The organism is Spirillospora sp. NPDC047418, from assembly GCF_040643275.1.
Classification (GTDB): domain Bacteria; phylum Actinomycetota; class Actinomycetes; order Streptosporangiales; family Streptosporangiaceae; genus Spirillospora.
In genome coordinates, this window is sequence record NZ_JBEYTW010000106.1 from 12,182 (window position 1) to 30,756 (window position 18,575).

Annotated in this window: 16 protein-coding genes and 1 pseudogene; 4 read left to right on the forward strand and 13 right to left on the reverse strand. The window is 73.9% G+C overall.

The window, feature by feature from the left end; translation table 11 throughout:
* Positions 1-21 precede the first annotated feature (21 nt).
* The 8 genes and pseudogenes from ABZ806_RS38465 to ABZ806_RS38500 form a co-directional block, all read right to left on the reverse strand.
* A pseudogene (locus ABZ806_RS38465) lies at positions 22-1,038 on the reverse strand (glycosyltransferase); the annotation flags it as partial.
* Positions 1,031-2,149, reverse strand: a complete 1,119-nt coding sequence (locus ABZ806_RS38470) for a GNAT family N-acetyltransferase (protein WP_500223317.1) — start codon at positions 2,147-2,149, stop codon at positions 1,031-1,033. The gene ABZ806_RS38470 and the pseudogene ABZ806_RS38465, both read right to left, overlap by 8 nt.
* A complete protein-coding gene (locus tag ABZ806_RS38475) occupies positions 2,146-2,874 on the reverse strand; it encodes a Wzz/FepE/Etk N-terminal domain-containing protein (protein WP_500223319.1) in 729 nt (242 codons plus the stop codon). Before ABZ806_RS38475 ends, ABZ806_RS38470 begins: the two co-directional genes overlap by 4 nt.
* Complete coding sequence (locus tag ABZ806_RS38480) at positions 2,861-4,006, reverse strand: glycosyltransferase (RefSeq protein ID WP_500223321.1); 1,146 nt, start codon at positions 4,004-4,006, stop codon at positions 2,861-2,863. The genes ABZ806_RS38475 and ABZ806_RS38480 overlap by 14 nt, the downstream gene beginning before the upstream one ends.
* On the reverse strand, positions 4,003-4,683 hold the full coding sequence (locus ABZ806_RS38485; RefSeq protein WP_500223322.1) for a polysaccharide deacetylase family protein: 681 nt from the start codon (positions 4,681-4,683) through the stop codon (positions 4,003-4,005). Before ABZ806_RS38485 ends, ABZ806_RS38480 begins: the two co-directional genes overlap by 4 nt.
* Positions 4,655-6,340, reverse strand: a complete 1,686-nt coding sequence (locus ABZ806_RS38490) for a lipid II flippase MurJ (RefSeq protein ID WP_500223323.1) — start codon at positions 6,338-6,340, stop codon at positions 4,655-4,657. Before ABZ806_RS38490 ends, ABZ806_RS38485 begins: the two co-directional genes overlap by 29 nt.
* Positions 6,337-7,653, reverse strand: a complete 1,317-nt coding sequence (locus ABZ806_RS38495) for an O-antigen ligase family protein (protein ID WP_500223325.1) — start codon at positions 7,651-7,653, stop codon at positions 6,337-6,339. Before ABZ806_RS38495 ends, ABZ806_RS38490 begins: the two co-directional genes overlap by 4 nt.
* On the reverse strand, positions 7,650-9,050 hold the full coding sequence (locus ABZ806_RS38500; protein WP_500223328.1) for a sugar transferase: 1,401 nt from the start codon (positions 9,048-9,050) through the stop codon (positions 7,650-7,652). Before ABZ806_RS38500 ends, ABZ806_RS38495 begins: the two co-directional genes overlap by 4 nt.
* A 345-nt stretch (positions 9,051-9,395) precedes the next feature.
* Between ABZ806_RS38500 and ABZ806_RS38505 the strand changes: the two genes are divergently transcribed.
* Together ABZ806_RS38505 and ABZ806_RS38510 are read left to right on the forward strand one after the other, a co-directional pair.
* Positions 9,396-10,628 (forward strand): L,D-transpeptidase, encoded by a 1,233-nt coding sequence (locus tag ABZ806_RS38505; RefSeq protein WP_500223330.1) that lies wholly within the window; start codon positions 9,396-9,398, stop codon positions 10,626-10,628.
* A 60-nt stretch (positions 10,629-10,688) separates the two neighbouring features.
* A complete protein-coding gene (locus tag ABZ806_RS38510) occupies positions 10,689-12,116 on the forward strand; it encodes a hypothetical protein (protein ID WP_500223332.1) in 1,428 nt (475 codons plus the stop codon).
* Here ABZ806_RS38510 and ABZ806_RS38515 read toward each other — a convergent pair.
* The 3 genes from ABZ806_RS38515 to ABZ806_RS38525 all read right to left on the reverse strand — a co-directional run bounded on the left by ABZ806_RS38515 (position 12,052) and on the right by ABZ806_RS38525 (position 13,818).
* Complete coding sequence (locus ABZ806_RS38515) at positions 12,052-12,555, reverse strand: GNAT family N-acetyltransferase (protein ID WP_500223333.1); 504 nt, start codon at positions 12,553-12,555, stop codon at positions 12,052-12,054. The genes ABZ806_RS38510 and ABZ806_RS38515 overlap by 65 nt on opposite strands.
* Positions 12,556-12,561: 6 nt before the next feature.
* Entirely contained in the window at positions 12,562-12,861 is a 300-nt protein-coding gene (locus ABZ806_RS38520; protein WP_500223335.1) for a type II toxin-antitoxin system TacA family antitoxin, read from the reverse strand.
* Positions 12,862-12,963: 102 nt separating this feature from the next.
* The gene (locus tag ABZ806_RS38525) at positions 12,964-13,818 is read right to left on the reverse strand and encodes a class I SAM-dependent methyltransferase (protein ID WP_500223337.1); all 855 of its coding nucleotides are present in this window, start codon (positions 13,816-13,818) and stop codon (positions 12,964-12,966) included.
* A 157-nt stretch (positions 13,819-13,975) separates the two neighbouring features.
* Here ABZ806_RS38525 and ABZ806_RS38530 point away from each other — a divergent pair, with 157 nt between their 5' ends.
* Positions 13,976-14,395 carry a Fur family transcriptional regulator gene (locus ABZ806_RS38530; protein ID WP_500223339.1) on the forward strand — a complete coding sequence of 140 codons (420 nt, stop codon included), beginning with the start codon at positions 13,976-13,978 and terminating at the stop codon, positions 14,393-14,395.
* Positions 14,396-14,446: 51 nt separating this feature from the next.
* Here the strand turns inward: ABZ806_RS38530 and katG are convergent, their stop codons facing one another.
* Complete coding sequence (gene katG, locus ABZ806_RS38535) at positions 14,447-16,669, reverse strand: catalase/peroxidase HPI (protein ID WP_500223340.1); 2,223 nt, start codon at positions 16,667-16,669, stop codon at positions 14,447-14,449.
* A complete protein-coding gene (locus ABZ806_RS38540; protein WP_500223343.1) occupies positions 16,662-17,093 on the reverse strand; it encodes a Fur family transcriptional regulator in 432 nt (143 codons plus the stop codon). Before ABZ806_RS38540 ends, katG begins: the two co-directional genes overlap by 8 nt.
* Before the next feature lie 156 nt (positions 17,094-17,249).
* Between ABZ806_RS38540 and ABZ806_RS38545 the strand changes: the two genes are divergently transcribed.
* Entirely contained in the window at positions 17,250-18,482 is a 1,233-nt protein-coding gene (locus ABZ806_RS38545) for a hypothetical protein (RefSeq protein WP_500223342.1), read from the forward strand.
* Positions 18,483-18,575: the final 93 nt, after the last annotated feature.

Consider the following 18,575-nt stretch of genomic DNA (forward strand, 5'->3'; position numbering starts at 1 on the left):
GGCGGCGGCGGCCGCGCGCCCCTCCCGCTCGGCGAGGCCGGGGCACACGAGCCGCGCGGCGATCTCCGCGGCGAGCGCGCCGGGGTCCTCCACCGGCACGAGCGCGCCGGTGCCCGGCCGGACGATCTCCGTGATGCCGGGGATGTCCGTCCCGACGATGGGGCGGCCCATGGCGAGCGCCTCCAGCGCCGTCAGCGGCAGCCCCTCCCAGCGGGACGGCAGAGCGACGACGTTCGACGCGGCCAGCCAGTCTCGGGTGTCCGCCACCGCCGGGACGAACCGGACACCGGGCACCCGTTCGCGCCGCAGCCGCGCCAGGTCCTCGCCGTTCCCGATGACCGCGAGCAGGGCGGACGGGCAGCGCCCGGTCACCGACGGCCACGCCTCGACCAGGACGTCCTGCGCCTTCTGCCGGGTCACCCGGCCGACGCAGACGGCGAGCGGCACCCCGGCGGCCAGCCCGAGCCGGACGCGCGCGGCGAGCCGGTCCGCGCCGTCCGCCGGGGTGAACCGGCGCAGGTCGACGCCGTTGCGGACGAGCCGGTAGGCGCCGCGCACGCCCGCGTCCACGCCCTGGGCCTGCTCCCCCGCGCCGACGCAGACCAGGGCGTCGCTCCAGCGCGCGGCGAGCCGCTCCCAGCGGCGGCTCCCGGCGGCCTGCCGCCCGGTGGCGGCGAGCCACGACCAGCCGTGCGGCTGGAACAGCGTGGGCGCGCCGCGCGGGCGGCGCAGCAGCCGCCCGGCCAGGCCCGCCTTCGAGGAGTGCAGATGGACGACGTCGGGCGCGAACGTCGCGACCACCCGGCGGAGCCGGAGCGACTCTGCCAGCACGCCGGGGCCGGGGGTCCGCGCGGCGTCCCAGTTGAGCCACGGCACGCCGGCCGCCATGCACCGCTCGGGCAGGTCGCCGCCCGGCGGGCACGCCACCGCGACGTTCCAGCCGCGGCGGCGCTGGTCCATGGCCGCCTGCCCGACATAGACGGCGACCCCGCCGGCGTTCGGCTGGCTGACGTGCAGCACCCGCAGCGGCTCAGCCATGGCCGTCCTGCCCGCGGTGCCGCCGCGCCGACACGTAGCCGCGGGCCTGCGCGAGGCCGGCGAACGCGGCGGCCGCCGCGGACCGCCCGAGGACGATCCGCTCGTTGCGGACGGGCGTCGGCCGCCATTTCAGCTTGTACGGCTCGTCGCCGCGCAGCAGGCTGACGCCCTGCCGGTGCCGGTCCCGCGCGATGGCGAGGTTCTGCCGCAGCATCATCAGCGACACGTCCACGCAGGCGCGCAGGTCCGGGATCGCCCCGTACAGGTAGGCGCCGACGTACCGGTGGCCGATGAGCACGAGGTCGCTGGCGACGAGCCGGTCGTCCCAGGTGTACCGCACGACGGCGGCGCGCCCGTCGCGGACCATCCCGGGCGCGGCCTCGGCCAGGTGCCGGCGGAACCGCTCGCGCGTGTGCTCGGGGTTGATCGGGCGGCCCGCCCACTGGAGGGCGTGCAGGTCGAGCAGCGCGCGGACGGCCTCGGCCGCCCGCTCCGGCGGGGCGGTCTCGGCCGTGATGCCGCGCACGTCGACCTTGCGGAGCTTGGCGCGCATCTTCCCGGCGGTGCGGCGCGGCAGCCGGCCGAGGACGTCGTCGATGCCGGCGGCCGGGAGTTCGAGGCACACCGACGACGGCGTCCGCCACGTCCGGCGCGGCCACTGCGCGGCGACCAGGTGCGCCACCGATCCGGGGCGGACCTCGCGGAGGTCGAGCGCGCACCATCCGCGCTCGTCCAGCAGGGCCCGCGCGAGGTGCGGGACGGCGCCGTCGGCGTACACGGGGTCGAGCAGGAAGTCGGTGAAGTCGCTCTGCTCACCGGCCAGCGGCACCAGCACCGGGAACCCGTACCGGACGCCCGCCATCAGCGGCGCCGCCGCGACGAGCCGCCCCCGGCACCGGACGAGCGCGAGCCGCAGCCGCCCGCGCGTCCCGTACCAGCCCCACCACGCCCTGATCCACTCGTAGGTCTGGAAGGGCGTCGCGGCCGGGCTGCGGTCGTACAGGTCGCGCAGTTCGTCCGCGAGGGCGACGAGCGCCTGCTCGTCCCGGTGGACTTCGACCGACCATTCGGCGGCGGGGGTCGCGGGCCGGGCGGGTGCGATCGCGGTCATGACGTCACCTCCACCCGCTCGGCGTCCGCCGGTTCGGCCTTCGGAGCGGCCGGCGGTGCGGCGGGCGCCGGGGCGGGCACGGCCGCGTGCCGGGCCGCGTCGCGCCGGGCACCGCGCCGCCCGCTCAGCACGGCGGCGCTGAGCCCGGCGAGCAGGACGCCCGCGGCGGTCCCGGCGGCGACGTCCAGTGCCAGGTTCGGCGACGACGGGACGGCCGGCGGCTCGGCGAGCGTCATCAGCGCGACGCGGACGCCGGTGTCGGCGCGGTGCTGCGTCCCGTACCGGACGAGCGCGTCGGCGGCGGCGTTGGCGAACGCGGCGGCGTCGCGGGGCGTCCGGGCACTGCCGGCCAGCCGGATCAGCGGCGTGTCCGGCGAGGTGGACGCCTGGATGTGCTCGCGGGTGCCGCCCGCGGCGTGCCGCGGCAGCGGGATCGAGGAGTGCTCCAGGGTCTCCGGGAGCGGCGCGAGCCGCCCGTACGCCTGCGCGAAGCTGACCGCCGCCGGGCCGGACTGGCCGTCCCCGGCGTCCACGACCAGGACGAACGCGGTCGCGGTGTAGGTGGTCGGGGCGAGCAGCCCGTAGCCGAGCCCGCCGAGGAGTCCGGCCAGCACGAACGCCATGGCCAGGCCGAACCGCCGCAGCAGCGCGGTGGCCGGCCCGCGCAGGCGCCGGGCCGCGGCGCCCAGTGCCCCGGCCTTCGGTTTCGCTTCACGTTGCGGCATCTTGAGCCCTTTCTCGTATCGGAACGACCCCCCGGGCGGACGGCTCGGGCAGGTACAGCCGGGCGAGCTCCGCGGCCTGCTGGGCGATGTCGTAGCGGGCGACGACGGGCGGCACGCGCGTCCGGTCCCGGTCCCGGTCGCCGGCGCGGTCCCCGGCGAGGACGCGGGCGAGTTCGGCGCTCCAGACCGCGGCGTCGGTGGGGAGGCGGCGCGCGCCGGGGGCCTCGCCACGCGGGAGGTCGTCGAGGGCGGGGCAGGCCGTGTAGCGGACGGGCAGCCCGGCGGCGAGGGCCTCCAGCACGCCGAGCCCGAACGTCTCCTGCACGGACGGCGCGGCGAGCACGTCCATCGCGGCGAGCGCGCCCGCGACGTCCGAGGTGCCCCCGGTGAAGATCACCGGGACGCGGCGCTCGTGCGCGAGGCGCTCCAGCGCGCCGCGCATCGGCCCGGCCCCGACGAGCAGCAGCCGTGCGCCGTCCAGCCGGGCGGCCGCCTCGATCAGCAGGTCGAACCGCTTGGTCGGGACGAGCCGCCCGACCGCGCCGACGACGGGCTCGTCCGGGCGGATGCCGAGGCGGCGGCGGGTCGCGGCGCGGCGGGCGGCGTCGAACGCGAACGCGGCGGCGTCGATGCCGTTCGGGATCACGGTGATCCGGCCGGGCCGCACGCCCCAGCCGCGCAGCCGGGCGGCGACCGTGGGCGACACCGCGATCGTCGCGTGCCCGAGCCGCTCGGTCGCCCGGTACAGCGCCCGGACGCCGCGCGTCGTCGCGCGCCCCTCGATGTGCCCGTCGCCGAGCGAGTGCTCGGTGGCGATGACGCGGGCCGTCCCGGCGAGGCGCGCGGCGATGCGCCCGTAGACGCACGCCCGGTACAGGTGGGTGTGGACGATGTCGTACCGGCCGCGCCGGATGAGCCGCGCGAGCCGGGGCAGGGCGGCGAGGTCGCGGTTGCCGCGCATCCCGATCTCGTGGACGGGCACGCCGGTCCGGCGGATCTCGGTGCCGAGCGTGCCGGTCCGGGTGAGCGTCGCGACCTCGCAGGCGACCGGCAGGTGGCGCAGCAGCAGCGCGAGCTGGCGTTCGGCGCCGCCGTGCTCCAGCCCGGTGATGACGTGCAGGACGCGGGTCACACGTGGCTCCGGCGGCGCAGTTCGTGCCGGACGAGCTTGGCCCGCAGCCGCAGCGGCCCGTCCCGATCGCCGATGTAGGTGCGCGGCAGCGCGTGCCGGGACGGCTCCTCGGGGCGGATGTCGCACGCGTGGTCGTATCCGGCGGCGCGCACCGCCTCGACCTCGCGGGCGGTGGCGTGCCCGTAGGGGTAGGCGAAGCCGGTCACCGGCGCCTGGACGATGTCCTCCAGGGTGGCGCGGCTCTCCTCCAGCTCCTCGCGCAGTTCGGTGTCGTCGGTCCCGGGGAGCGACACGTGGTGGTGGCCGTGCGAGGCGACCTCCATGCCGGCGCCCGCGACGGTGCGGATCTGGTCGGCCGTCATGAGCGGCTTGCGGGGGCCGTCGGCGTCCCACGCGTTGTAGTGGCCGATCCGTCCGGACACGACGTAGACGGTCGCGCCGAACCCGTACCGCAGCAGCGCGGGGACGGCCCGGGTCGCGAAGTCGGCGTAGCCGTCGTCGAACGTCAGCCCGACGAGGCCGCGGGCCCGCCCGGCGGCGTGCGCGTCCAGCAGCTCGGCCATCGCGACGCCGCGCAGCCCGCGCGCCCGCAGCCAGGCGAGCTGGCGCTCGAACCGCGCGGGCGACACCGTCACCTGGTACGGGTCCTCATCGCAGTGGTCGACCGAGTGGTACATCAGCACCAGCGGGGCCGGCCGGATCTCCTCCGCCCGCGGGCTCGGTTCGGTGGTTCGTGCCGGCTGCGTCGTTCCCGCCGGCTCGGTCGGCTGGCTCACTGGTCTCCCCCGATTCGGTCCGGCCGCGCACGCTGCGGCGCGACCGCAAAGCGATCCATGGAGCAACGAGGTCGGGTCCCGCCAAGGCGATCAGGACCGCGAAGGCGGCGGCGGTCACCGGCCCGCCCACCGCGAGCTGGACGAGCGGCGGCAGCCCGGCGGCGGCGTGCGCGGTGAGGCCGCCCGCCGCGCAGGCCCCGGCGGCGGCGAGCACCAGCCGGGACACGTCGGCGGCGATCCGGCGCGGCGCGAGCGGCGCGATGCCGCGGCGCAGCCCGCCCAGCAGCAGGACGGCGGCGAGCGTGATCCCGGCGGCGTTGGCGGCGGCGAGCGCGAGCGTCCCGGCGGACGCGGCGAAGGCGCCGCCGATCGCGGCGGTCACCGCGAGGCCCAGGCAGAGCACCCGCGCCGGGCGCCAGGTCGGCCGGCGCTGCGCGAAGAACGCGCGGGCGGCGAGGCCGACCGCCGACTGCCCCCACAGCCCGAGCGCGTAGATCCGCATGATGGACGCGGTGCTCGCCGTGTCGTCCGCCGTGAACTCGCCGTGCTCGAACAGCACCCTGATGACGGTCGGCGCGAACGCGATGAGGAACGCGCTCGCGCCCAGCACCATCGTGCTGGCGATCACGAGGTCCTGCCGGATGCGCCGCGCGACCTGCCAGGTGTCGCCGTCCGCGGAGGCCCGCGCGAGCCTCGGGAACGTCACCGTCACGATGAGCAGCGACAGCACCATCGGGACCTGCGCGACCTTCTGCGCGTAGTTCAGGTGCGAGATGGAGCCCGCGGCGAGTTCGGAGCCGAGGAACCGCTCGACGAACACCTGCGACTGCCGCGTGACGGTGTAGACGACGACGGGCGCCACCGCCGCGACGCCGAGCCGCCATTCGACACCGTCCCCGCCCGGCGCCCGCACGGGCGGGCTGTCGCGCAGGCAGCGGGCGAAGGCCGGGGCCTGGACGGCGATCATCAGCAGGCTGCCGACGGCGACGCCGACGGCCGCGCTGGTGATCCCGGCGAAGCCGGACAGGCCCGCGATCAGCGCGAGGATGCCCACGTTGTAGGCGAGGTAGATGGCGGCGGGCGGACCGAACCGGTGGTGGGCGCGCAGGGCCGCGCTCATGAAACCGGCGACGCCGAACGTCACGACGGTGATCGCGGTCAGCCGGACGCACTGGACGGCGGCGGCGCTCTCGTCCAGGCCGGGCGCGAGGACGTCCACCACGGCCGGCGCGGCGGCGATGAGCGTGACGGTGATCAGCGACAGGCCGAGCACCATCCGCGGCAGCGTCGAGCCGGCGAGCGGGCGCAGCCCGTCGCCGCGGGCGAGGAGCCGGGTGACGGCGGGGACCATCAGCAGCGCCATCGCGTCCTCGATGAGCAGCGGCGACACGGTCTCCGGGATCGTCCAGGCGACGAGGAACGCGTCGGTGCTGCGGCTCGCGCCGAACATGTGCGCCATCACGAGGTCGCGGGCGAAGCCGAGACCGGTGCCCGCCGCGATGAGGACGCCCGACAGCGCGGCGGCGCGGCCGACGGAGGTCATCCCGCCGCCGGTCATGCGCGCACCGCCCCGAACGCGCGGGCGGCGACGGCGCCGAGGACGACGGCGGTGAGCGCGCAGGTCGGCCCGCCCAGGTCCGCGTACAGGAAGTTGACGAGCAGGAACGCCAGCAGGCCGAGGCCCGCCAGCCACAGCGGGTCGCGGACGCGGCGGCGCGTCCACAGCCCGGCGACGAGCACCGCGATCAGCGCGCCGAACCCGGCGAGGCCCACGATGCCCTGCTCGGACAGGAACAGCAGGTACTCGTTGTGCGGCGACAGCAGCGGCTGCCGCGCGTACCCGTTCACGGGGTCGGCGGTCTCGCTGCCGGACGACAGCTCGATCGTGGCGTAGGTGTCGCGGTAGGCCGGGAAGTTCTTCACGCCGACGCCGGTGACCGGGTGGTCCTCCCAGATCCGGACGGCGGCGGCCCACAGGTTGTAGCGGTCGTCGACCGACTGGTCGGGATGGCTGATCGAGGAGGCCAGCGACTTGGACCGCTCGACGACGGCCTGCCCGCCGCCGCCGAGCACCGCGAGCATCACCACCATCAGCGCGGCGCAGCAGGTCAGCACCTTCACGGCCGTCCACCGGCTGAAGACCGCCAGGGTGAGGACGGCGGCGGCGCCGAGCGCGAGCCACGTCCCGCGGCTCAGCGCGAGCGTGAGCGCGCCGGCCAGCACGGCGAGCCCGGCCAGCGCGGCCGGGACGGCGGCCGGGCCCCGGCCCGGCGCGGTCAGCGCGAACGCGGTCAGGACGAGGAACGCGAACCCGGCGACGATCGACATCGCCATCACGTCCAGGGCGCCGAACGTGCCGACGGCGCGGATGTTCTGCCCGCCCATCGACGCGCCGTTGCCGGTCACCGACTGCCAGATCCCGTACCCGGCCTCCGCCAATCCGAGGCCGAGCACCGACGCGAGGACGATCGCGAGGTCGCGGCGGTCCCGGACGAGCAGCACCACGGCCAGCGGCACCAGCACGAAGACCTGCAGGTCGCGGACGAACCCCGCCATGCTCGACCCGATGTCCGGTGAGAGGACGGTGCTGACGCCGAGCCCCGCGACCAGCGGCGCGAACGCCCAGAACGCCGCGCGCGGCATCTCGACCCGCCCGGTGACCAGCAGGAACGCGGCGACCCCGACGAGCGCGCAGCTCGCGACGTCGCCGGCGGTGACCTGCACGCCGGGGCCGAACGCCTCCGCGCCCGGCGGGATCCCGACGCTCGCCACCGTCGCCGCGATCAGCCAGCTCGGCCGGCTCGGCCGGCTCGGCCGGCTCGGCCGGCGCGTCGCCCGGCCCGGCGCGAGCGGCGGGGCGAGGACGGTCATCCGGCGTCCCGGCAGAGCATGGCCCGCGCGGTCAGCAGCAGGATCTTCAGGTCGCCGGCGAACGTCCAGTGGTCGATGTAGTGGTTGTCGAGCCTCGCCCGCAGCTCGATCGACGTGTCGCCGCGGAACCCGTGGATCTGCGCCCAGCCCGTCATCCCGACCGGGACGCGGTGCCGCAGCATGTAGCCGGGGCAGGTGCGGGCGAACTGCTCCACGAAGTGGGGGCGCTCCGGACGCGGCCCGACGAGGCTCATGTCGCCGCGCAGCACGTTCCACAGCTGCGGGAGCTCGTCCAGCGACGTGTTGCGCAGGAACCGGCCGACCCGTCCCATCCGCGCGTCGTTCTCGACCGTCCAGCGGGTGTCGGACTCCTCCTCGTCCGCCGGCTTCAGCGTGCGGAACTTCAGCAGCACGAACTCCTCGCCGCCGAGCCCGATCCGCCGCTGCCGGAACAGCACGCCGGGGCCGCCCTCCAGCCGCACGGCGAGCGCGCACGCGGCGAGGACCGGCGCGGCGACGACGAGCAGCAGGCCCGCCGCCACCACGTCCAGGGCCCGCTTCGCGCGCCGGGCGGCGGGGTCGCGGAGCCGCCAGTCGACCCGCGCGCACGGCATCCCGGCGAGGTACTCGCGCCGCTCCGGCGCCACCGGCACCACGTCCGACGGCGGCTGGACGAGCAGCGTCTCGCACGGCAGCCCGAACGACATGCGCAGCACGGCGTCCAGCTGGTCGGGGTGGACGTCCTCGGCGACGACGACCAGCGTGTCGACCGAGTACTCCTCCACCAGCGCCGGGAGGTCGGACGTCTCGCCGAGCACCGGCGTCGAGTCGGGGCGCCCCGCCGCCACCTGCCCGATCGCCGCGAGGCCGAACTCGCCGCGGTCCCGCAGGATGTCGACCATGTGCGCGGCGGTCCCGCCCGTCCCGACGACGAGCGCCGGACGCGGCCGGGCGCGGCACCGGTAGGTCCGGACGGCGGCGTTCATGAACACGCGGAACCCGAGCGACAGCGTCGCCGGTACCGCGACCGCCCACAGCAGCGCCGTCACCGGATGCGGCAGCAGCACCGCGACGACCGCGGCCACCACCAGCATCCGGGCGAGCAGCGCCGCGGCGTCGGCCAGCAGGCTCGGGCTGCGGCGGGTCCGGTAGAGGCCGCCCGAGGCGTTGAACGCGACGACGCCGATCGCGGCGAGACCCGCGAGCATCCCGCCCCGGGACATGGAGACGCCGACGGCCATCGCCCAGCCGTCCACCACGGCGACGCACGCGGGGCACAGGTCGGCGAGCGTCCGCGCGCCGCGCCCGGCGGGAACCAGCACACCGGCGGCCGCCGGCACGAGGTCCGCGGGGCCGGCGCCCGAGTCGATGGAAGGACTCAGCCCCTGGGCTCTCATCGCGCGTCCCTTCACAGCCGAGAACTCACCTAGCGGGGGCCGTCGCGGGGCGGCCACGGTCCAGCATCGCAACAGGTCAGCGCGGGGACGGTCGCTTTTAACCGGCCGCACCCCAGTCTTGAAGAGAAGATCGACGGAGGGCCCCGAGCGTCAGCGGACCACGAAAGATCCCCCGAATCGTCCCCCGCGGGCGAACCTTCGGGGGACGATGGACGTCCTAAGTGATCGGACGCCGCCGTACGCGCCGCCCCGCCCTCCGGACGGGACGGGAATAAGGGCCGTTCCGTAAGCGATCTTGTTGCCGTCCCGCGACGCGCGGGCACCGGCGGGCTGGTGAGGAGAACGGTGCGCGGAAAAGCGTTGGTGCTGGCGCTGGTCCTGGGACTGGCGACCGCATGCGGCGGAGGCGACGGCGACACCGGCGGCGTCACCGCGAAGGGCGGCGACGACGGCACGCCCCAGGTGACGATCACCCCGGCGGACGGCAACGGCAAGGCCCGCCCCGACGAGGGCGTGGCGGTCGCCGTCGCGGGCGGCACGCTCGGCGCCGTCTCCGTCAAGCTGAAGGGCGAGGACGTCCCCGGCAAGCTGTCCGCCGACAAGACCAAGTGGCATTCCACCTGGACGCTGCAGCCCGGCGGCCGCTACCAGGTGTCGGCCACGGCCACCTCACCGAAGGGCAAGTCCACCACCGCGACCAGCGCGTTCCGCGCGAGCCGCGCCACCGCCGCCACCCGCGTCAACAACGTCGTGCCCAGCCAGAACGAGACGGTCGGCACCGGCATGCCGATCTTCGTCCAGTTCAACAAGGCCGTCCCCGACCAGGCCAAGCCGCTCATCGAGCGCGCCACCGAGATCTCCTCCAGCACCCCCACCGAGGGCGCCTGGCGCTGGCTGAGCGCGGGCGAGTCCTTCAACGGCCTCCCCTCGATGGTGTTCCGCCCGAAGCACCCGTGGAAGCCCCGCCAGCGCGTCACCGTCACCGTCCACTACGCGGGCCTGAAGATCGGCGACGACGTCTTCGGCGACAAGGACGTCACCCACACCTTCAAGATCGGCGACTCCCACGTCGTCAGCATCAACGCGAACACGCACCGGCTCGTCGTCAAGAAGAACGGCCGCACCGTCCGCAACTGGGGCATCAGCCTCGGCGTCGGCGGCGACGTCCAGCGCGACGGCGTCGACCACCTCCTCACCACCAGCGGCGTCCACCTCACCATGGACCACGTCCGCCTGGAGCGCATGCGCCCGCCGGGCAAGAAGAAGGGCGACCCCGGCTGGTACGACGAGAAGGTCCCGTGGGCGACCCGCATCTCCAATAGCGGCGAGTACATCCACCAGAACATGGACGACCCGACCTGCCTCGGCAACCGCAACTGCAGCCACGGCTGCGTCCGCTCCCCCGCCGCCGACGCCCAGTGGTTCTTCCACTGGTCCTACCGGGGCGACATCGTCAAGATCACCGGCACCAAGCGCAACCTCCAGTGGACGAACGGCTGGGGCTACTGGCAACTGCCCTTCGCCAAATGGGCCAAGGGCAGCGCCCTCGGCAAAACCCTCACCACCACCAAAGCCTGACCACTTCTGGAAGCCATCGGTTCCCCACGAAATCCATCCGCACATTGACAGAATGAGCGGATGGGCCGCCCCGACACCGAACTCAAGATCATCTCGCTCGTGCGGTACGTCGATGCCTGCGACCCCGCCCGCAGGCATCGCGACTGCCCGTACGCCGTCGAGCGGGACGGCACGCGCATCTGCCGCGAAGAGTGCCGCGAAGTGCTCGCGTCCACCCTCAGGCACGGCCGCGTCGCCGCGCCGGCCGCCCGGACGTTCGACGCCCGGGAACTGCTGCTCGGCGAAACCGGCCCTACACCGCACATGCTCTGGCACACCTCGTCCCTGCTTCAAGTGGTCCTGGACGTCGCCCAGACTCACCCCCTGCTGGATGACGGCACCCTCAACCTTCGGCGTCTCGTCGACGCCACATCCGCCCTGGGCGCGCTCGGCTGCCGGGGCCTCGATCCCGACCGGATCGTACGGCGCGGCATCGCGGAGACCATGAAGCTCACGCTCGCGGGGTGGCTGGAGCGCCTGGAGTTCTCGGACGAACCACGGGGCACCGGCGAGCACGCCGCGCGATGGCGCGCGTTCTTCCGGGGCGACGCCTGCGACGCGATATCACCCGGCGGATACATCGAGGCGATCTGGCTCGGGAAGACCGCGCGGCGTCTGAACGCCTGGTTGGAGACGGCTCCCCTCGAGGACGTGCTCCGCTGGACGCCGCCCGAGGCGTGGCCGGAGCCCGGCTCGGCGGAGCCTGCGGACGAGGAGACCAAGCACTGGACGTGGGTCGTCGACAGGTTCACCCAGACCTACCTCGCGGAGTGGTCGTCGGAGTCTCTGAAGCGGGAGTACCGGTACCTCGCCGGTGCTTGGTCCCCCGGGCTTCCGCACGCACTCCTGGCGGAACGGGAACTCTCGCGCGAGGACGTCGCCACCGCGCTCGCCGATCGGGCGGTCGCCGACGACGACGCCGTCGACCCTGCGACGATGACATCGCTGACCGGCCAGGCGGTGGCGCTCCTGGAAGAGGGGCAGCGCAAGGCGGCCGCCGCCCTCCTGGACGGGGCGCGCAGGCTGAGGCCGTCCGACCTGACCTTGCAGCAGAACCACGCGTTCTGCATCCTGGTGGACGAGCCCGAGAAGGCGCGGGCGGCGTTCATGAACGCCCTCGCACGTGACACGCGGCGCCCCGAGGTCGCCCTGTGCAATCTGGCGCTGACCGAAGCGTTGCTCGGCAACGTCCAGGCGGCGTTCGACGCGTGCGAACTGGCCTACACAACGGCCTCGTACGCCGGGACGGTCTACCTGTGGGTGCAGGGCGGGGACGGCTGGAGTGTCGAGAACACCGACGTGCGGCGGTGGGCCGCGCACCTGGGCGCCGAACTCGAACAGTCGCGCGGCGTCACCGGCCGCTGGGCGCAGAGGAAGGCCCGGGTCACCCAGTTCGCAATGCCTTCCGCAAGTCCTTCATCAGCAGGAACAGATGGAGAGGGTCCGTAGGCGACGGTTCGAACTCCCCGTTGCGCATGTAGAACTTCTTTGCCTGGTCGTCCTTGGCGTGGATGAGCAGAGCCCGCACGCCGATCTCCTCCGCTGCGTTCGCCACACGGACCAGCGCGTCCCTCAGCAATGCCCTGCCCAGGCCCTTTCCCTGGACGGTGGAGTCCACGGCGAGCCGGGTCAGGAGGATGACCGGGACCGGATGGGCGGGCACGCCCCGCACGACGCGTTCCGGGGCGTTGGCCCTCTCGACACCGCCGGTGGCCAACGCGTAATAGCCGACCACCCTGTTCTCGGACGAGGTGGCGAACACGGTCGCCATTCCGGCTTTCTGATTGACCAGGGCGTACTTCTCCAGCCAGCCGTCAAGGTCCGGCTGGCCGCAGTCGAAGCCTCGTACATCGTCCTGCGCCGTCAGCTTGTGCGGTTTCGAGAACATGTCTGGTCAGTCCTCGAAGAGGTCCGGTTCCTCGGACAGGAGTTCGGCCAGGCGCGGCTTGACCACGGCCGGCCGTTCGAGTGCGTCCTGAAAGGCGTTCCATGCCGCGTCGTCGAGCATGAACCAGCGCCGATCGGCCAGTACCTGCTCCGCTGCCGAACTCGCGCTGTCGAGGATGAAGGCCGTCACCGTCTTGTTGGTGGCCTGTGCCGCCATCCGGATGAGCGTGTCCTGCCGTTCACTCGTGCGAAGGTTGAGACGCGTCTGCCGCGCCTGCTCCTCGGAATCGCCGCTGTGACTGGCCATGATCATCCTCCGTACCATCCGAATACCAAGGGTACAGACAACGTACGTACACCGCAAGCTCCTGTGTGCACAATGTACGTACACGACCGCCGATGCGGCGGGTCAGGGGCGGTGGGCGGCCCAGGTGGTGCGTTCGGTGCGTACGGTCAGGTCGTCGCGGTGCAGGATGCTGTCGGGGCCGTTCGGGTCGAGGAGCCGGTCCAGGGCGGCCAGGTCTTCGGGGGAGAGGGCGTCGGCGACGGTGCCGCGCATGCGCTGGAGGGCGTTGAGGGCGTAGCGGGCGACCGTGTCGGAGTGGCCGATCTCTACGGTGATCGTGCGTTCGCCCTCCACGGTGAAGCCGGCCGCGGTCAGCTTCGGGCCCCAGTCGGCGCCGCGGTGCGGGACGTGCTCGGCGTGGTGGCGGTCGCTCGCGGCGTGGCAGCGTTCCTCCAGGCCGGGACGGTCCGCCGGGGCGCCCTCCGGGAGGAACCGGGGGAAGTCGGCGAGTTCGACGACGGCGAACAGGCCGCCCGGCGCGAGCATCTCGTGGACCTGGCGCAGCGTCCGGTCGGGGTCGGCCATGTGATGCATGGACGCCGACGCCCACACCAGGTCGGGCCTGCCGAGGTCCGGCCACTCGGTGTCGAGGTCGGCCTGGACGGTGCGGACGCGGCCGCCCAGCCCGTTCGCCTGAGCCTTCTCCCGGAGGCGGTGCAGGTGGTCGGCCGAGGAGTCGACGGCGGTCACGTGCGCGTCGGGGAAGCGTCCCAGGAGGGCGAAGGTGCCGGCGCCGGTCCCGCAGCCCAGGTCCACGATCTGGCGGGGGCTCTCCTTGAGGGGCAGCCACTCGATGATGGACGCGGTGTGCTCGGCGAGCACTTCCGCGTCGAGATCGAGCATCTCGGCCAGGTCGTCTGCGGCATGTCCGTGCTGGTGGACGTGGTGTGCGCCATGGCCGTGCGCTGAGTGGGTCATGCCGACACGGTAGGCGGATGATGCGAAAAGCGCACGCCGTCTTGCTAGTTCGGCAAACCATGCGCCGGAAGTCAGATCCGTGTTCTCGGGGAGTTAGCGGGCCTCGATTACACTTTTGTCATTCGTTGTCGGAATCATTCTCGTCTAGAGGTGGGGCATGACCGCGTCGCAGGGCGTCGCCGACGAGTTGCGCGGTGCCGGGCTGCGGGTGACGGCCGCCCGTGTCGCGCTGCTGGAGACCGTCCGGGCCGGGGACCACCTCGATGTCGAAACGATCGCCGGCGGGGTCCGCGACCGGGTCGGGCACGTCTCGCTGCAGGCCGTCTACGAGGCGCTGCACGCGCTCACGGCGGCGGGGCTGGTGCGGCGCATCCAGCCGGGCGACAGCCCGGCGCGGTTCGAGGGGCGCGTCGGCGACAACCACCATCACCTGGTCTGCCGCGGCTGTGGGGCCATGCAGGACGTCGACTGCGTTGTGGGGCACGCGCCCTGCCTGGAGCCGGTCGACGAGGCCGGGTATCTCGTCGACGAGGCCGATGTCACGTTCTGGGGGCTCTGCCCGAACTGCCGCCCGTGACGGAACGGCGTCCAGGCCGGCCCGGGAGCCGGGCCGGCCTGGACGGGCAGGTCACACCAGGTCGAAGCGGTCCAGGTTCATCACCTTGTTCCACGCGGCGACGAAGTCCTGCACGAACTTCTCCCGGGCGTCGTCGGCCCCGTAGACCTCGGCGACCGCGCGCAGCTCGGAGTTCGAGCCGAACAGCAGGTCGGCGCGGCTGCCGGTCCACTTGACCTCGCCGGAGGCGTCGCGGCCCTCGAAGGACTCGGCGGCCTCGGACGTCGGCTCCCACGTGATGTTCATGTCGAGCATGTTCACGAAGAAGTCGTTGGTCAGCGTGCCGGGCCGGTCGGTGAGCACGCCGAGCTTGGACTGCTGGTAGTTCGCGCCGATGGCCCGCAGGCCGCCGACCAGCACCGACATCTCCGGCGCGGTGAGGTTCAGCAGCTGCGCCCGGTCGACGAGCAGGAACTCGGCCGGAAGCCGGTTGCCCTTGCCGAGGTAGTTGCGGAACCCGTCGTGCGTCGGCTCCATCTCCGCGAACGACTCGACGTCGGTCTGCTCCTGCGAGGCGTCGGTGCGCCCCGGCGTGAACGGCACCGTGACGTCGTGGCCCGCGTCCTTCGCGGCCTTCTCGACGCCCGCGCAGCCGGCCAGGACGATCAGGTCGGCGAGCGAGACCCGCGTGCCGCCGGTCTGCGCGGAGTTGAACGCCTCCTGGACGCCCTCCAGCGCGCGCAGCACCTGCGCCAGCTCGTCGGGCTCGTTGACCTCCCACCCGCTCTGCGGCTGCAGGCGGATGCGGGCCCCGTTGGCGCCGCCGCGCTTGTCGCTGCCGCGGAACGACGCGGCCGACGCCCACGCGGTGGTGACCAGCTGCCGCACCGACAGGCCGGTGGCGAGGACCCGCTGCTTGAGGTCGGCGATGTCCGCGTCGCCGACGAGCTCGTGGTCGACGGCGGGCACCGGGTCCTGCCAGATGAGCTCCTCGTCCGGGACCTCCGGGCCGAGGTAGCGGATGACCGGGCCCATGTCGCGGTGCGTCAGCTTGTACCAGGCGCGGGCGAAGGCGTCCGCGAACTCGTCGGGGTTGTCCTTGAACCGCTCCGAGATCGGCCCGTAGATCGGGTCGAAGCGCAGCGACAGGTCCGTCGTCAGCATCGTCGGGTGGGTGCGGCCGCCGGAGTGGGCCAGCGGGATGGTGCCCTCGCCGGCGCCGTCCTTGGGCCGCCACTGCCAGGCGCCGGCGGGGCTCTTGAACAGCTCCCACTCGTAGCCGAACAGGATCTCCCAGAAGCTGTTGTCCCAGGTGGTGGGCGTGTCGGTCCAGGTGACCTCCAGGCCGCTGCCCATCGCGTCGTCGCCCTTGCCGGAGCGGTAGGTGCCCTTCCAGCCGAGGCCCATCTGCTCCAGCGGGGCCGACTCCGGCTCGGGGCCGACGTTGGCGTGCGGGTCGGCGCCGTGCGTCTTGCCGAAGGTGTGGCCGCCGGCGATCAGCGCGACGGTCTCCTCGTCGTTCATCGCCATCCGGCGGAACGTCTCGCGGATGTCGCGGGCCGCGGCGATCGGGTCCGGGTTGCCGTTCGGGCCCTCCGGGTTGACGTAGATGAGGCCCATCTGCACGGCGGCGAGCGGGTTCTCCAGGTCGCGGTCGCCGGTGTAGCGCTCGTCGGCGAGCCATTCGCGCTCGGGACCCCAGTAGACGTTCTCGTCGGGGACGTAGACGTCCTCGCGGCCGCCGCCGAACCCGAACGTCTTGAAGCCCATCGACTCGAGGGAGACGTTGCCGGCGAGGATGTACAGGTCGGCCCAGGAGAGGCTCTTGCCGTACTTCTTCTTGACCGGCCAGAGCAGGCGGCGGGCCCGGTCGAGCAGGACGTTGTCCGGCCAGCTGTTGAGCGGCGCGAAGCGCTGCTGGCCGCCGCCGCCACCGCCGCGCCCGTCGTGGACGCGGTAGGTGCCGGCGCTGTGCCACGCCATCCGGACCATGAGCGGGCCGTAGTTGCCGAAGTCGGCCGGCCACCAGTCCTGCGAGTCGGTGAGCAGCGCGGCGATGTCGGCCTTCACGGCCGGCAGGTCGAGGCTCTCGAACGCCTCGGCGTAGTCGAAGTCGTCCCCGTACGGGTTGGTCTCGGACGGGTGCGGGGCGAGCACCCGCATGTTGAGCTGGTTCGGCCACCAGCCGCGGTTGCCGCCGCCCTGCGTCGGGTGCGGCGCGCGAGAGCCGTGCACGACGGGGCAGCCGCCGGCCTCGCTCGTCTCGTTGACGTTGGCCTCGGTGTTCTCAGCCATGTGCTTCCTTCCAGGACGAAGCAGCGGTTCGTTCGGGTGGGCAGTCGGGGCACAGGCCCCAGTAGACGACCTCGGCCTCGTCGATCGAGAAGCCGCGGTCGTCGGAGGCGGTCAGGCAGGGGGCTTCGCCGACGGCGCAGTCGACGTCGGCGATGGCGCCGCAGGACCGGCAGACGACGTGGTGGTGGTTGTCGCCGATCCGCGACTCGTAGCGCGCCACGGAGCCGGAGGGCTGGATGCGCCGCACCAGCCCCGCCGTGGTGAGCACGCGCAGCGAGTCGTACACGGCCTGGTGGGACACCTTCGGCAGTTCCTCGCGCACGGCGCCGATGAGCGCGTCGGTGTCGGCGTGCGGGTGCCCGTGCACCGCGCGCAGCACCGCGAGCCGCGGCCGGGTCACCCGCAGGGCGGCCCCCCGCAGCATCTCCCGGAACTCCAAGGGCGTCTCCACGCGACACAGACTGGCCCATTTTCTTGAACGAGTCAAGTTAACGAGTCATCCCAGTCTGCTCCGGACCGATCTGCGGATCGGGGGCGCCAGGGGGAGGTGCAAAACGGGACGTTTCACTAGGATGCTCGCGTGCGCGAAGATCAAGAGGTCCCGGGCGACGGCGCGCTGACCGCGCCGCTCCGGCTGCCGGAGGGCGGTTCCGGCGGCTCCGGCGGTTCCGGCGGGGACGAACCGGCGGAGGTGGCCGTGGAGCGCGATACGACTGCGAGCACTGGGACCGACCCGGGGCCGGCGCGCGCGTTCGGCCGGGAGGTCGAGCGGCTCTCCGGGCTGGTGACGCAGCTCGGCACGCTCGCCGCCACGCTGGGCGACCGGCTGGACGGCGAGGTCCGCAAGGTCCTCGACGACGCCGAGCAGGCCCTCGCCGAGGCGACCGGCGCCCGCAAGCAGTCGCTGGACGCGGACGCGCGCGCCGCGGAGGCCGAGGCCCGTGCCGAGAAGGCCCGGCAGGAGACCGCCGAGGTGCGCGCGGAGTCGGAGAAGGCGCTCACGGCCGCGAAGGCGAGCGTCGCCGCCGCGCAGGAGAGCGAGGCCACCGCGTGGAAGGAGGCGGGCGCCCACCAGCAGGCCCGCGCCACGTCCGCGAACGAGGCCGCGTCCGCCGAGGGCCTCCGCAAGCGCGCCGAGACGGCGTGGAGCACCGAGCACCAGGCCCGGACCGACGCCGAGCGCGAGCGCGACGACCTCGCCACCCGGCTGTCGGCCGAGCAGGGCGCGCTGGCCGCCGCGCGCGGCGACATCGCGGACCTGCGCGCCGAGCTGGCCGAGGCCCGCGCCAAGCTGGAGGCCGCCGCGGACGCCGAGCGGCGGCTGCGGGCGGAGCTGAGCGTCGTCCAGGGCGAGGTCGCGGGGCTGACCGTGGAGCGCAACGCCGCCACCGGACGGGCGGAGGAGCAGGCCGTCCGCGCCAAGCGCGCCGAGCAGCTCGCCGACTCCGCCGAGGACCGCATCCTCGCCGCGATGGCGCGCGCCGACCGGGCCGAGCAGCGCGCGGACGCCGCCGAGGAGCGGGCCGACGCCGCCGAGGTCCGCATCGACCGCGACGCCGAGACCGTCCGCGCGCTGCAGGACACCCTGCGGGCGGCGCTGGACCTGCCGTCCATGGAGGACCTCGACGACGGCCGCGGCGTGCGGGTGGGCGACTCGGCCGCGGTCGTCGCCAAGCCGGGCGGGCTGGTCGGCGTCGACCAGCTCCCGGCCGAGATGGACGGCGAGCTGGCCGCCCGGTTCGCCCGCGCGTTCCTGGCCGTCCGCGTCCACCAAGCGACCCACCGAGCGCCCCCCGAGGAGCCCGAAGACTAGCCCGCCCCCGTTGATCTGCGGCGTGTTGTTGTTATGAGCGCGTCGAAAACAACACGCCCGGACGCGCCGGCCGAAGCGCCGCCGCCTGCTGAT